A 14,310-nucleotide genomic window follows, 5' to 3' on the forward strand; every position below is an offset into this window, starting at 1 on the left:
GCCGAAATCTATAAGGCGTCAATACGTCCTAAAATGGACGCTTACTCTAACTGTTCATAAGGAAATGCTATGAAGATTACTCTGTACTTTTTATTCGCGTTAATGATGATGTCGTGCTCAGAGAACATGCAAATTGACAGTGAGATGGCATCAGGAATCGAGAAGGATTCTATTGAATTACTAGGATTATACCCATCCGAAAATTTTGGCGTAGACATTACGGGTAGCGTTGTGATCAGTGATTTGAATCCTGAAAAAGTTTATGTTTCTGATAAGGGAATTTATATTGTTTTGAATTCTTCGCTAGCTACAGAAAGCGGTATCTATGTACCTAGGCCTGAGGTACAGGTTGATACATCAAATGGTAATGATCCTAGCTATGAACATGTGAGCGGAAGAGTATATAAATACAAAATAAAAGGGTAATAATTCATTCTAAATCCAAAGCCCCACCCTCACCAGTAACTCGGTGTCGGCGGGGCTTTTTGTTACCAAAGCAGACAACACTCTTCAGCAAATTCGCCATCTTTCCACTGGCCGAGAGACTTTTTGCCATCGGGTGTGGTTCGAACAAGGTGATTTGGGTAATCCGGCAGATGCAGCAGTGCAATACGCAACTTCAGGCTCAGTTGACTTAAAACAGTCGTTAATAAGTGGTGCTGTTGGAGCCGTAACGGGAGGACTAACTTCTTTAGCAAAGTCAGGATTAACTGTGGGAGGGAAAGTTGTCGCAACTCAATTTGAAAAAGCAGCTGCTGGAGCATTAGTTACTTCAGGTAGCGCCGTTGCTGGTACAGGCGGCTATGCAGTCAATGAGTCGCTGAACGGAAATACCCCTACTGCTGGGAATACTGCTGTAAATGGATTATTGTCAGCGACTGGCCCCGGTAAGCAAGTAGGCAATGCTATTGGAAAGGTTGCCGGTTTTACGAAAGACACATTCCGCTCCCTAGACAATCAAGCTACTGATCTTGCGACTCAAGCAACTTCAGAATTGGCTGGCAAATCAGTTGATGAGGCAATTAAAAAAGATGAATGATTCGACTAAAAAAAGCATCTTTATAAGAGCAATTAAGTTTAGCCTTATATCATCGGTAATTATCATATTACTGGTTATCTACAGGATGCTTACTTCAGACGTTGTTGGAACTCCAACAGAGATAATTATAAGGTTTATTGTTACATGCCTAAGTGTGGTAGGAGCAATGTACATTGTTTTTGTTATCTATCTTTACTTAAATCCTGAGGCAGATAAACCAAGAAACTGATAATTACTTCTGAAGTAAAAAAAGTTTGAATCCAAGCCTCTCCCTCAGGTGATGCTCAAGGACGGGTATATGTCACCACAGACCAGATTTCTGCGGCTGATGCTAACAATGCATTGTTTATGGGGCAAGGTGGAACAAAGGGAACCCATAGAGTTGAAATCACTCCTGACGATAATTTACCATTGCAGGGTGGTACGCAGCCAAACGAATTGATACACCAAGGCTCTATTAGAGATGGGCGTCAAGGAACCATTGAGGTAAAAGAAAATGACTTTTAAGTTATCAACTGACAATTATTACGAGTTATTAGCTCTACATAGAGCTTTATTGGAGTCTAAATTCAATAATGCTCCAAATGATTTTGATGTTTCTAAGAGTCCTATTGTGAATAAATTATATGCTGAGGTTCTCGAAACTCTTCTGCAAGCAGAATTAGAAAAAAATGGGGAAGCTGGAAAAAATAGATGGATTTCATGGTTTCAAATGGACAAAGCCAAACGTGAATGGAATGTTGCACTTAATACAGTAAAACGCGAACGTTTATGGTCTGATTGGGATAACCAAAAAAAGGAAGACTTTACAAAAGCAGTTGTCTACCCGTTTCAGCTTAATGAAGAAAACCTGCAAATGTTTATTACAGAAGCAGACAATTTAACCTGTAGCCAGTAATACTGACTTGAATCTAAAGCCTCGCCCTCGCAGTCACAATGAAGGCCAATAATCTTCTCTTTTCAATTCAAATCGTGGCATATTGCTTAAGTAACTAGCGTGACAGTCTTGACTAGCGCGGCTACTATGGAAATCTGTTATAATGCCCGCAATTACCCTGTTGCAACAAGGCTAACATGGGATATCGAGGAATTATGAGCACTAACGACCAATCATCTAATGCAGATACCATTCAATACGAAGTTGAAATCCCTTCTCGTGAAGAGCTTTTACATGCTGTCACAGCTAGATTAAAGCCGATAAGCTTTGATGAACTTGTCAAACATTTTAACTTGGCTGATGAACGGCAACTCGTTGGGATGAAACGTCGCTTGCGCGCGATGGAACGAGATGGCCAATTAATTTATACCAAAGCCAATGCTTATGGTTTACCAGAGCGAATGAGCCTAATTAAAGGACGTATTATTGGTCATCGTGAAGGTTTTGGTTTTTGTCGCCCAGACGAAGGTGGTGCAGACTTATTCATTCCTCACCACCAAATGTATAACGTTTTGCATGGCGATATTGTGTTAGTGCAGCAGCAAGGAACAGATAGCAAAGGTCGAGCCGAAGGACGCATTGTCCGCGTGATTGAACCGCGTTCAGGAGATATCGTTGGGCGTTATTTTGTTGAACACAATATTGGTGTGGTGGTACCAGATGATAGTCGTATAAGTCAGGATCTTATCATCCCCGAAGGCCAAGCAAATGGCGCTCGACATGGGCAAATTGTCGTAGCTGAGGTGACGCAACGACCAACTCGACGGAGTAGTCCAATTGGCACCATAACTAAAGTCTTGGGCGAGCATATGGCGCCTGGAATGGAAATTGAAATAGCCATTCGTGAACATAATATCCCAACGCAATGGTCATCAGCAGTTTCCCAAGAGTTAGAAAGCTTTGGAGAGGACGTGCCAGGTGAAGCTTATCAAGACAGGAAGGACCTGCGTAGCTTACCGCTGATCACAATCGATGGTGATGATTCGCGTGACTTTGATGATGCGGTTTGCGCAGAGCCGCATGGTGACGGTTGGAAGCTGTGGGTTGCCATCGCGGATGTGAGCTACTATGTAAGACCTAATAGTGCGTTAGACAAAGATGCCTTAGAGCGGGGAAATTCTGTTTATTTTCCGAACTTTGTCGTACCTATGTTACCGGAGAAGCTGTCTAACGGGTTATGTTCGTTGAATCCTAACGAAGACCGCCTATGCATGGTGGCGGAAATGACAATCAACAAACGAGGCAAATTAACGCACTCAGAGTTCTATCCTGCCGTGATGAAATCCCACGCCCGGTTAACTTATAACAAAGTAGCCGCAATATTGGCTGGGGATCCGACATTACGCTCTGATTATGCTTCAGTTTTAAGCAACATCGAGCATTTGCATGACTTATATAAGATACTTAAGCAAGCACGACAGCAGCGTTCAGCAATTGAGTTTGAAACTCTTGAAACGCGATTTATTTTTAATGCTCAGCGTAAAATTGAATCGATAGAACCTGTTCGCAGGAATGTAGCTCACACCATCATCGAAGAATGCATGATTATGGCGAATGTAGCGACGGCACGCCTGATTGAGGGCGATGATGAGGCGGGTGCACTATTTCGCATCCATGAAACTCCAAGCAGTGAAAAGTTAACGGCATTTCGTGGCTTTCTAGCGGAACTGGGGCTGCGCATGAAAGGTGGTGATGAGCCTAGTCCACGAGATTATGCGGAGGTGCTTGAACAAGTTGCTGAACGTCCTGATGCAGAATTGATTCAAACCATGTTGCTTAGATCGATGCAGCAAGCAGTCTATAGTCCTGATAACGTTGGTCATTTTGGCTTAGCGTTAACTGAATACGCTCATTTTACCTCACCGATTAGACGTTACCCAGATTTGATTTTACATCGGGCAATTAAAGCCATATTAAAAAAACAGCAAGGACCTTCGCCCGCCTTGAGCGGTGCTTGGATGTATCCAGACGAGCAATTGGATCATTTGGGTGAGCACTGTTCAATGACGGAGAGACGTGCTGATGATGCTACTCGTCAAGTGGATGAGTGGCTTAAATGCGAATTTATGCGCGACCACGTGGGGACTGAATTTACTGGCGTTATTGCAGCGGTAACTAATTTTGGCTTATTTGTTCGGATTGATGACTTACAAATTGACGGACTAGTGCATATTAGTAACTTGGATAATGATTATTATCACTATGATAGTGCGAAACATTTATTGATAGGGGAGAACAGTCGGCGGGTATTTCGGTTAGGTGATAAAGCTCGCATCCGGGTAAAATCAGTTAACCTTGATGAACGTAAAATTGATTTAGAATTACTCTCAGCGGAGAGCCCAACAGGGGTAACTCGCATGAATGAATCGTCTCCCCGAGCGTCACGAGATGGCACCTTAGCCCCTAACAAAAAAGTCAAAAAAGCAAAAAAAGAGAAAACAAAAGCGCGCATTAAATCCAAGCGCAAACAAAAAGAATCAGCACGTAAGGCGCGCAAACCTCAACGCTGATGGTCCTGTTTTATATCGATGAGTGAGTTATGAGTAAAAAAATAACGATTTTTGGAATGCACTCTGTGCGTGCTATTCTTGAACAACATCCTGAACGACTGGTTGAGGTTTTCGCTACTCGTGAGCGCCAGGATAAGCCTTTACAAGACTTGGTAAGTCAAGCGCAGCGATTGGGATTACGGGTACAGTTTGTGCCCAAAGCAACCCTCGATAAAAAGGCCGACAATGGCAATCATCAAGGTATTGCTATTACCGCTTTAGAAGCTCCACAGTTGACTGAGAATGATCTTGATGCGCTTTGTGCAAAAGCTGGCAAAGCTGCTTTGTTTTTAGTTTTAGATGGAGTAACCGATCCGCACAATTTAGGTGCGTGTTTGCGTACTGCTGATGCCGCGGGAGTAACCGCGGTGATAGCTCCAAAAGATAAATCAGCCTCACTCAACCCTACGGTGCGCAAGGTTGCTAGTGGTGCAGCAGAGACAGTTCCTTTTGTCCAGGTCACTAATCTTGCGCGTACTTTACGTCAGTTACAAGAAAACCAAGTGTGGGTTATTGGCACCGCCGGTGAAGCGAATGATAGTGTCTACCAAGTTGATTACACGGGGCCTGTGGCGATAGTGATGGGAGCCGAGGGCGACGGTATGCGTCGTTTAACTCGTGAAACCTGTGATCAACTGATAAAAATTCCATTGCTAGGTAGCGTAAGTAGTTTGAATGTCTCCGTTGCTACTGGAGTTTGTTTGTATGAAGTAGTGAGACAGCGTCATGTTTAATCGTCGCCGTATTCGTCCCATTATTATTTCGCTAATCATTATGGTGTTGCTGGCGTTGGCTTGGTTACCTACCGGTGACTTGCTCCCTGAACAGCGCAGTAATAAACCATTTTTATTTATCAGTTATAGCACACCAGTGCCGAATAATAGTGCGCTACAAGACGTGTTGTTTGATGTGCAGCAGCGCCTTGAACAACGTCATGAATGGAAGCTTATCGATGAGCCGGCAGATTATGCATGGCAATTAACGGTATCCGTTAGCCAACCCGATAATCTTGAATTATTAGGTGAACTTACAGGTCCTAATGCGGATCTTCAACGCTTTAAGATTCAAGGGCGCCCAGAAGCTATGGGAGCATTACCGGAGCAGTATGTAAAAGTATTGATAGATCTAGTAGAAGCCGGAGATAACGCACAATGATGCTTGTGATTGTGTGCTTTTTCGGCTAAGATCCCGCCGCTTAAATCAGTCTGAAGTTTTCATTCATCTAAAAAGCGTTCCTTGCTGCTGAGGGTGTGACTGAGCCCGTTAGTAGCTATGAACCATAAGGAGCAGAAATGCGTCATTATGAAATCGTATTCATGGTCCATCCAGACCAGAGCGAGCAAGTACCTGGCATGATCGAGCGTTACAGCGAGACCATCAAAGCAGGTAACGGTACCATTCATCGTTTGGAAGACTGGGGCCGTCGTCAATTGGCTTACCCAATCAACAAGTTGCACAAAGCACACTACGTGTTGATGAACATCGAAGCGACTGCTGAAGTTGTAGACGAGCTAGAAACAGCTTTCCGTTACAACGATGCGGTTTTACGCAACATGATCATGCGCAAGAAAGAAGCTGAATCTGAAGCATCTGTTTTGAGCAAGAAAGATGAGCCGCGTAAAGCTGATAGCCGCAACGAAGAGCAAGACGACAACGACGCAGCGTAAGCTGATAATCGTTGTGTCTACTATTGTGTAGTCTGTGCAAAATCACTTTGTTGTCAGTGGTGCAGTTGTTAAACCACCGCAATTAACCCACAGTCCGGCTGGCATTAGCCACTTGAAATTTGTTTTAGAGCATCGCTCAGAACAAATAGAGGCTGGATTACCACGACGTGCCTATGTACGCATGGTCACCGTAGTGAGTGGGGCATTAGCAACACAATGGGCAAATGAATTAAACGTTGGAAGTGACATACAAGTTTCAGGTTTTTTGAATCGAATAGAAGATAAAAACGGTATTGGTAAACTGGTATTGCATGCCCAGCAACTTGTGAAGATTTGAGGAGACCATCATGGCTCGTTTTTTCCGTCGCCGTAAATTCTGCCGTTTTAAGGCTGAAGGCGTTAAAGAAATTGATTACAAAGATATCGCTACTCTGAAAAACTACATCACTGAGAGTGGCAAAATCGTTCCTAGCCGTATCACTGGCACTTCTGCGAAGTATCAGCGTCAGTTGGCGCGTGCAATTAAACGTGCACGTTATTTGTCTTTGCTGCCTTACACTGATTCACATCAGTAAGCCGGCATTGCGAACGATCTCAAGAACTCAGAGGTAGCGAACAATGGAAATTATTCTGTTAGACAAAATTGCCAACTTAGGTGGCCTGGGTGACCAGGTTTCTGTTAAGTCTGGCTACGCACGTAACTTTTTGTTCCCGCAAGGTAAAGCAGTTCCTGCAACCGCTGCGAACATTCAAGTTTTCGAAGAGCGTCGGGCTGAATTAGAAGCTAAATTAGCTGCTGACTTAGCTGCCGCTCAAGAACGTGCAGAGAAAGTAAATGCATTAGAGCCAGTAGTTATTAGCTCAAAAGCTGGTGACGAAGGTAAACTGTTTGGTTCAATCGGTACTCGTGATATCGCTGATGCGGTAACTGCTGCAGGTGTTGCGGTAGTAAAATCAGAAGTATTGTTACCGAACGGCACGTTACGTGACGTTGGCGAATATGACATCGAGTTGCACTTGCACTCGGACGTATTTGCAACCGTTAAATTGCAGGTTGTTGCTGAAGATTAATTCAGCTGCTGCAAGCAAACTAGAAAAGCTGTCCATTTGGGCAGCTTTTTTTTTGGGATTTTTTATGACGCATTGTAAACCTTGCATGAGGAACGTGCGACATACTGATTAACTTAATAAGAATCGCTGTACAAAATACCAAGATAGGAATTCCCGTGACAGCTCAAACTTTAACAGCATCATATTTTGATGACCCGGATGTAAAGCTTGCGCAGCAGGCCGGACAAGGCGATTTGAAGGCGTTTCGTGAAATATATGAACGGCATCATCGGCGTGTTTACGGTTTGGTGATGCGTCTTGCAGGTGATTTGGATACGGCGAATGATGTGACCCAAGAAGTGTTTATTCAGCTATGGAAGCACTTAGCGAGTTTTCGCGGCGAAAGTAAATTTAGTACTTGGCTGTATACCGTCGCTACGCGCGTAGTCATAACTGAGTTGCGTAAACAAAACCGTCGTGTACAGCAGTTGCAGCTGGTCGGAGACGGACAAACTGAATTCGAACAGAACTTGGTACATAGTGATGGGCCAGATTTGGGGCGCCTTGATGGTTTGATTCAGCGACTGCCCTTGCAAATGCGCTGGGTGTTTGTTCTGCATTGCCTAGAGGGAATGCGTCATGAAGATGTAGCCGAAGAGTTAGGAATAGCGATAGGCACCAGTAAAGTTCAGGTGCACCGTGCCAGAGCGTTATTAGAGGAGTGGTTAAGCGATGACAACGCCGAATAGTAGTTCAAGCAACGCATTAGATTCGTTGATAGACGAAACGATGCGAAATGGTGGTGAGATAACGCCACCCAAAGACTTGTGGCGTGGCATTGAGGCGAGTATTAGCCGACAACAGCTCGGTTCGCAGTTGCAAGTAAACAATAACAGACGTTGGGTGATAGGTGTTGCTGCGTCATTATTCGTTGCCATCGGAGTGTTTATGGGTACTCACCATGTGCAAAAGTTGAGTCCAGGTAACAGGTTGCAAACCGAGGCGCAGATGAAATTGCTGACGATGGTAACCCAACAGCACCAGCAACAGCGTGAGTTGCTATTAAGCAATTACCAAGATGCCGGTTTTACGCCCTCATTTAGTGAATTAGAAGTAGAGTTACAACAACTACGTGAAGCAGCAATTAAAGTGACTCAGCAACTGCAACAAGAGCCCAATAATCTGGAGCTATGGAAGTTTTTACAGTGGTTGCACCAGCAGGAGCTTGAGCTATTGAAAACTATGTATATGCAGCCGCGCACTTATCGGCAGGTTTAAACAAAGCACAATAGAGGAATGTATCAATGAACAAATTAATTCAATTAGCCATGGTCGGCACGTTATTACTATTACCGAATTTAGCTTTAGCCAAAGGTGAACCGATAAACCAGAAACTTGAAATTCCTGCCAATACGCGGGTCGTGATTGATACGATGCGCGGCGAGGTTGACGTACGTGGCACTGATTCAAATATCGCTGAGGTGGTAGGTAACCTTGATGAAAGCGCGGAAGAATTTATTTTTGAACTGAATGGTAACACCTTAACTATTCGCGTGAAAATGCCAAACGATGGCAACTTCTCAAACAGCGACGGTAATGATTTGAGAATAACCTTACCGAAGACCGTGAGAGTTGAAGCGCAAAGCGTTTCGGCTGACTTTGTTTTTAATCGTTTTACGGGCAAGGTGATAATTAACAGCGTTAGTGGTGATATTACAACTTCTTATTTAACCGGTGGGGTGAATTTAGAATCGGTAAGTGGTGACATTAAGGGACGAGAATTAGCCGGTGAAATCACCTTAAACAGTGTTAGTGGTGACATAGAAGATCAGGGGAGTGATAGTTCGCGTGCAACATACGCCACTGTTAGCGGTAACGTAAAAGCTAAGACTAATGCTCGTGTAGTGCGTGCTGAAGGGGTATCAGGTGATGTGCAACTAACTCTGGCACATGTCGATTCACTAGACATTAATAATGTTAGTGGAGACGTTAATGTAAATACAGCTCTAAATGAAGGCGCACGAGTGAATGTAGAAACCGTGAGCGGCGATACGACGATACAATTAGGCAAGGTTATTCATGCCGATATTGAAGTGCGCACAAGCGCCGGTGGTAACATTATTAACCGCTTGAATGGCGTGAAAGCGGCAGAAAGTGAGTTCGGATTAGGACAAAGCCTGAAACTCGAGCTTGGCGAACGCAACAGCACAGTGAGTCTGCACAGTGTAAGTGGCAATATTGTTTTACATAAGTAAATGAATTAACGCCAATGTCTCAGAGCCAAGCTAAGCAAATCAGTAAATTTATGCTGATTTGCTTTCTTCGCGCTCGCTGATTTTGTATAGTCTCAGGTGAATTATTCATCTTCACTCACTGAGAGATACATGGCAGAAAAGCGCACTACCAAGCAAGCCTGGCAGGGACAGCAAAAGCTCAAAGACGCCAAGCTTGATGCAATAAAAACCCCTCCACATTCCATTGAAGCAGAACAATCCGTATTGGGTGGACTGATGCTGGATAACCAAGCGTGGGATACTATTGCTGGGGAGTTAATTGCCGATGACTTCTATCATCGCGGTCACCGCTTGATCTATCGTGCTATGCATCATTTAGCCGAGCGAAGCCAACCGATTGACTTAATTACGGTATCAGAAGTACTCGAGGCAAATAATGAATTGCAAGATGTGGGTGGTTTTGCCTATCTAGGTGAAATTGCAAAAAACACCCCGAGCGCAGCTAATATTAGGGCCTATGCACAAATTGTGCGTGAGCGAGCGATTTTGCGCGAGATGATCGCCGTTGCAAATGATATTGCTGAAGCTGGATTTGATACCCAGAATCGCACCAGTGCTGAGTTACTTGATATGGCTGAAACAAAGGTTTTAGCTATTGCTGAGAAGCGTACTAGCGAAAATGATGGGCCCCAAGCTATCTCTCCGATTTTGGCCAGAACTATTAGTAAAATTGAAGAGCTTGGTGCTATTAAGAATCATAATGGCGTAACTGGTGTTGCTACTGGCTTCTTAGATTTGGATCAGATGACAGCAGGTTTGCAACCATCCGACTTAATTATCGTGGCAGCACGGCCATCGATGGGTAAAACAACCTTCGCCATGAATTTAGTCGAAAACGTTGCCATGAGAAACGATAAACCGGTAGTGGTTTTTAGCCTAGAGATGCCTGCAGAACAAATCATGATGCGGATGATGGCGTCCTTAAGTTCTGTCGATCAAACTAAGGTTCGGACCGGCCGGTTGGATGAACAGGAATGGTTGAGAATTGCATCAACAGTCAATATTTTAAAAGAAAAGAATAATATTTATATCGATGATTCGTCTGGCCTGACTCCGACTGAAGTGCGCGCTAGAGCACGACGTATTCACCGCGATCATGGGGGTTTAGGCTTGATTATGGTGGATTACTTGCAGTTGATGACGGTACCTGGAATGTCTGAAAATCGGACGCTAGAAATAGCAGAGATTTCGCGCTCCTTGAAATCGTTAGCGAAAGAATTGAAAGTACCTGTCATTGCCTTATCTCAGCTTAACCGTTCACTCGAACAGCGTTCTGATAAACGTCCGGTGAACTCGGATTTGCGCGAGTCTGGCTCAATTGAGCAAGATGCCGACGTTATCATGTTTATTTATCGAGACGAGGTTTATCACCCGGAATCAGAAGAGAAGGGGATTGCCGAAATCATCATAGGTAAGCAGCGGAATGGTCCGATAGGACGGGTTAAATTGAAGTTTAAAGGGCAGTTTTCAAGATTTGATAATTTGGCCAAGATGGATATACCAGACGGGCCAGACTATTAATTGATTGAGCTAGCAGTTGCCAACTGCTAGCTCACGCAATCTCGACAGAGACCATGAGCTTCGATGGTTTGTGAAACGACCACAAACCCTTGGTCTTCTGCTTGTTTACGCAAAGCCTCGTAAACCCCATCTGATTGAATTTCTTGTACCGCACCACATTGCTCGCAAATCAACATTTGTACTGGATGCTGATGATCAAAATGAGAACACAAAACGTAGCTGTTTGAGGACGTGATTTTGTGCACAAAGCCCTGTTCTTGAAGAAAATCAAGAGCACGGTAAATGGTCGGTGGTTTAGCGTTAGGTACAGCCGCTTTAAGCTTGTCTAATAAATCGTAAGCTCCGATAGCGCCTTCTTGACCTGCTAAGATTTCAAAAACTTCGCGCCGTGCGGGCGTTAGTCTAGCCCCACGTTGTTCGCATAATTTTTCGGCCTTGTTTATCAGGCGTTGGGTTTCTTGTGTGTTCATGCAACGAAGTTTATCATCGCTTATGGATACGGCAAAGTATAACCTTTCATCAAACGTTTCGTGCTAGGAAAAATCAATGAAAATAATAAGAACATTAAGCACTGCCTTGGCTTTTGTTGCTTTGTTAACGACAGCACAAGTTCTGGCGCATGAGCGGACTATTTCTGATATTCAGGCGGAATTTCAATCGGGTAAGCTCACAAGCGTGGCACTGGTTGAAGAATATTACGCTACCATCAAAAAGCACAACACCGATGGTGCTGATCTACGTGCTGTGATTAGTTTAATCGATTTAGATACCTTACGAGAGCAGGCGCGGCAGTTGGATAACGAGCTAGCTGCTGGTCATAGTCGCGGTGAATTGCACGGTATTCCGGTATTGTTGAAAGATAATATTGATACCGCAGACGGTCTCGCCAATACTGCCGGTTCGTATTTATTACGTGATCATATGCCCCCTGATGATGCCTTTATTGTGCAACGGCTTAGAGCAGCAGGGGCGATTATTATGGGCAAAGCCAATTTAAGCGAGTGGGCCAACTTCCGCTCCACCAACTCGGCATCGGGGTGGAGTAGTTGGGGCGGCTTAGTTAAAAACCCTTACGATACTAGCCGTACAGCTTGTGGGTCGAGCTCGGGTTCGGCGGTTGCAGTTAGCGCTAATTTCACAGTGTTGGCCGTAGGAACTGAAACCGATGGTAGCCTTATTTGTCCAGCAGCTATCAATGGAATTGTCACCATCAAACCTACGGTCGGGTTGCTTAGTCGCGACGGTATTATTCCTATCTCTGCGAGCCAGGATACAGCCGGGCCTATGGCTCGCAATGTCACAGATGCGGTGTACATGCTTGATGCGATGGTAGGAAAAGATTCGGCTGATAGCGCCAGTTTTGCTCCGACTGCAAATTACAGTCGTCATTTGCGTGTCGATGGCTTGGCTGGGAAACGTATTGGTGTGGTGCGAGAGTTGATGGGCTACAACCAGGCGATGGATGCTATTTTTACTGAGCGTTTAGAACAACTAAAAGAAGCCGGCGCAGTTATAGTGGACGACGTGAAATTCACACAGGGACGTAACTGGGGTAACGACGAGTTCGCCGTTCTCTTATATGAGTTTAATCAAGGCATGACAGAGTACTTTGCCGCTAGCCCCCATACGCAGTATAGCTCGCTGCAAGACCTGCATGATGCAAACATAGCCCATGCTGAAACGACCATGCCTTGGTTTGGGCAAGAACTCTTTACTATGGCGCTAGCAGCTACGGATAAAGAGGCTTACCTAGCGGCGAAGAAAAATGCACGAGAAAAAGCTGGTAAATTAGCCATAGATGCCGCTATGGCTGACTATGATCTTGATCTACTAATTGCTCCATCGGTGTCGCCAGCTTGGAAAATTGACTTGATCAATGGCGATAACTTTAGCGGGTCAGCCAGTGGTGCTGCAGCTGTCGCTGGTTATCCACATATCACGGTACCCATGGGATTTGTCGAGCATTTGCCGGTAGGAATGAGTTTTTTTGGGACCGCAAAATCTGAACCTATCCTGATTGAAGCCGCCTATGCTTTTGAGCAGTTAAGCCAAGCTCGTCGCGCACCTGTCTTGCGGTAGTAGCAGGCAAAGGGTGCTTCAAGGTATACTATGGGGCTAATGTATTAACAAGAGTTAGCCCCATGTCTGAGCTGTATCACTCGCCTGCTGGTCCATCCCCTGAAGTTGCCAACGCCTATGCGTGGAACCGTCTCGTTTCCGTAGCCCCGATGCTGGATTGGACGGATCGCCACTGCCGTTACTTTCATCGACTGCTAAGTCAGCAGGTGGTGCTCTATACGGAGATGGTGACCACAGGTGCAATCATTCATGGCAAGGGCGATTTCTTACGATACGCTGCTGCTGAACAACCGCTGGTGCTGCAATTGGGAGGTAGTGATCCGGCTGCGATGGCGCACTGCACAGCCGTCGCTGCAGAACGTGGTTATCAAGAAGTGAATATTAATGTTGGTTGCCCATCAGATAGAGTTCAAAATGGTAGTTTTGGCGCCTGCCTCATGGCTGAGCCAGAAACCGTTGCCGCATGTGTTGCAGCCATGCAAGCAGCGGCACCAGAGACGGTGATTTCGGTTAAAACGCGGTTAGGTATAGATGAGCATGATAGTGACGACTATTTACAGCGTTTCTTAGAGCCGGTGATGGCTGCTGGGTGTCAATTTTTCACTCTACACGCCCGCAATGCGTGGTTAAAGGGCTTAAGCCCAAAACAAAATCGAGAAGTACCACCGTTGCGCTACGATCGTGTTTATCGCATGAAAGAGCGCTATCCCCAGTTACATATAACGTTGAACGGCGGGGTAAAGACTGTTGCTGAGATTCAACATCATTTAGAGTTTGTTGATGGTGTGATGATTGGCCGCGAAGCTTATCAAAATCCCACGCTACTTACTGAGTTTGATGCTCTGTGTGGTGACAGCCATCGCCCTGACTTACAACAAGTGATAGCGCAAATGGCTGACTATACTCAAGCCCATGTGGCTGAAGGCGGACGGGTCTGGCATGTTGTAAGGCATATGTTAGGACTGTTTCAAGGTGGCCCCGGTGCTAAACGTTGGCGTCAGGTCTTAAGCCAATACGGGCCTACAGCTAGTGATGCGCATGAGCTGTTGCAAATGGCTCTGCATGAGGTTGAAATAGCTCGTGAAAGAATTGCTCAAAAAATGGCGGATTACGCTAACGGTAGTTAAAAGTTGACATTAATTCTCAGCAAAGGCACTCCATCATCAGGGTGCCT

The 14,310-nt window shown here is 45.1% G+C and carries 17 protein-coding genes; 16 read left to right on the plus strand and 1 reads right to left on the minus strand.

From position 1 onward, the window contains the following. The first annotated feature begins 69 nt into the window (after window positions 1–69). The 14 genes from NOG12_RS00005 (at window position 70) to dnaB (ending at window position 11,057) form a co-directional block, all read left to right on the plus strand. Window positions 70–426 carry a hypothetical protein gene (locus NOG12_RS00005; protein WP_110076166.1) on the plus strand — a complete coding sequence of 119 codons (357 nt, stop codon included), beginning with the start codon at window positions 70–72 and terminating at the stop codon, window positions 424–426. Window positions 427–559: 133 nt separating this feature from the next. Then, window positions 560–1,039 carry a hypothetical protein gene (locus NOG12_RS00010; RefSeq protein ID WP_313932084.1) on the plus strand — a complete coding sequence of 160 codons (480 nt, stop codon included), beginning with the start codon at window positions 560–562 and terminating at the stop codon, window positions 1,037–1,039. Window positions 1,040–1,535: 496 nt separating this feature from the next. After that, window positions 1,536–1,937: a hypothetical protein gene (locus tag NOG12_RS00015; protein WP_110076169.1), complete on the plus strand. Its 402-nt coding sequence runs from the start codon at window positions 1,536–1,538 to the stop codon at window positions 1,935–1,937. A 194-nt stretch (window positions 1,938–2,131) separates the two neighbouring features. Continuing rightward, window positions 2,132–4,486, plus strand: coding sequence for a ribonuclease R (gene rnr, locus NOG12_RS00020; protein ID WP_313932085.1), 2,355 nt, complete (start codon window positions 2,132–2,134; stop codon window positions 4,484–4,486). 29 nt (window positions 4,487–4,515) lie between these two features. After that, window positions 4,516–5,259 (plus strand): 23S rRNA (guanosine(2251)-2'-O)-methyltransferase RlmB, encoded by a 744-nt coding sequence (rlmB, locus tag NOG12_RS00025; protein WP_110076171.1) that lies wholly within the window; start codon window positions 4,516–4,518, stop codon window positions 5,257–5,259. Continuing rightward, complete coding sequence (locus tag NOG12_RS00030; RefSeq protein WP_313932086.1) at window positions 5,252–5,680, plus strand: hypothetical protein; 429 nt, start codon at window positions 5,252–5,254, stop codon at window positions 5,678–5,680. Before rlmB ends, NOG12_RS00030 begins: the two co-directional genes overlap by 8 nt. Before the next feature lie 137 nt (window positions 5,681–5,817). Next, window positions 5,818–6,192 (plus strand): 30S ribosomal protein S6, encoded by a 375-nt coding sequence (gene rpsF, locus NOG12_RS00035; protein ID WP_110076173.1) that lies wholly within the window; start codon window positions 5,818–5,820, stop codon window positions 6,190–6,192. A gap of 34 nt (window positions 6,193–6,226) precedes the next feature. Beyond that, window positions 6,227–6,529 carry a primosomal replication protein N gene (priB, locus tag NOG12_RS00040; RefSeq protein WP_110076174.1) on the plus strand — a complete coding sequence of 101 codons (303 nt, stop codon included), beginning with the start codon at window positions 6,227–6,229 and terminating at the stop codon, window positions 6,527–6,529. A gap of 10 nt (window positions 6,530–6,539) precedes the next feature. Next, on the plus strand, window positions 6,540–6,767 hold the full coding sequence (rpsR, locus tag NOG12_RS00045) for a 30S ribosomal protein S18 (RefSeq protein WP_006956988.1): 228 nt from the start codon (window positions 6,540–6,542) through the stop codon (window positions 6,765–6,767). Window positions 6,768–6,810: 43 nt separating this feature from the next. After that, window positions 6,811–7,263: a 50S ribosomal protein L9 gene (gene rplI, locus NOG12_RS00050; protein WP_110076175.1), complete on the plus strand. Its 453-nt coding sequence runs from the start codon at window positions 6,811–6,813 to the stop codon at window positions 7,261–7,263. Window positions 7,264–7,418: 155 nt separating this feature from the next. Beyond that, window positions 7,419–7,991, plus strand: a complete 573-nt coding sequence (locus tag NOG12_RS00055; RefSeq protein WP_162014578.1) for an RNA polymerase sigma factor — start codon at window positions 7,419–7,421, stop codon at window positions 7,989–7,991. Further along, on the plus strand, window positions 7,975–8,520 hold the full coding sequence (locus tag NOG12_RS00060; protein ID WP_313932087.1) for a hypothetical protein: 546 nt from the start codon (window positions 7,975–7,977) through the stop codon (window positions 8,518–8,520). Before NOG12_RS00055 ends, NOG12_RS00060 begins: the two co-directional genes overlap by 17 nt. A gap of 26 nt (window positions 8,521–8,546) precedes the next feature. Then, the gene (locus tag NOG12_RS00065; protein WP_313932088.1) at window positions 8,547–9,497 is read left to right on the plus strand and encodes a DUF4097 family beta strand repeat-containing protein; all 951 of its coding nucleotides are present in this window, start codon (window positions 8,547–8,549) and stop codon (window positions 9,495–9,497) included. A 129-nt stretch (window positions 9,498–9,626) separates the two neighbouring features. Next, window positions 9,627–11,057, plus strand: coding sequence for a replicative DNA helicase (gene dnaB / locus NOG12_RS00070; RefSeq protein ID WP_313932089.1), 1,431 nt, complete (start codon window positions 9,627–9,629; stop codon window positions 11,055–11,057). Between the two features lie 26 nt (window positions 11,058–11,083). Here dnaB and zur read toward each other — a convergent pair whose 3' ends face one another. Next, window positions 11,084–11,527, minus strand: a complete 444-nt coding sequence (gene zur / locus NOG12_RS00075) for a zinc uptake transcriptional repressor Zur (protein WP_110076179.1) — start codon at window positions 11,525–11,527, stop codon at window positions 11,084–11,086. 76 nt (window positions 11,528–11,603) lie between these two features. Between zur and NOG12_RS00080 the strand changes: the two genes are divergently transcribed. Further along, the gene (locus tag NOG12_RS00080) at window positions 11,604–13,136 is read left to right on the plus strand and encodes an amidase (RefSeq protein WP_313932090.1); all 1,533 of its coding nucleotides are present in this window, start codon (window positions 11,604–11,606) and stop codon (window positions 13,134–13,136) included. Between the two features lie 62 nt (window positions 13,137–13,198). Then, on the plus strand, window positions 13,199–14,263 hold the full coding sequence (gene dusA / locus NOG12_RS00085) for a tRNA dihydrouridine(20/20a) synthase DusA (RefSeq protein ID WP_153826737.1): 1,065 nt from the start codon (window positions 13,199–13,201) through the stop codon (window positions 14,261–14,263). Window positions 14,264–14,310 lie beyond the last annotated feature (47 nt).

The sequence above is a fragment of the Pseudidiomarina fusca genome, from assembly GCF_032227045.1.
Classification (GTDB): Bacteria; Pseudomonadota; Gammaproteobacteria; order Enterobacterales; family Alteromonadaceae; genus Pseudidiomarina; species Pseudidiomarina fusca.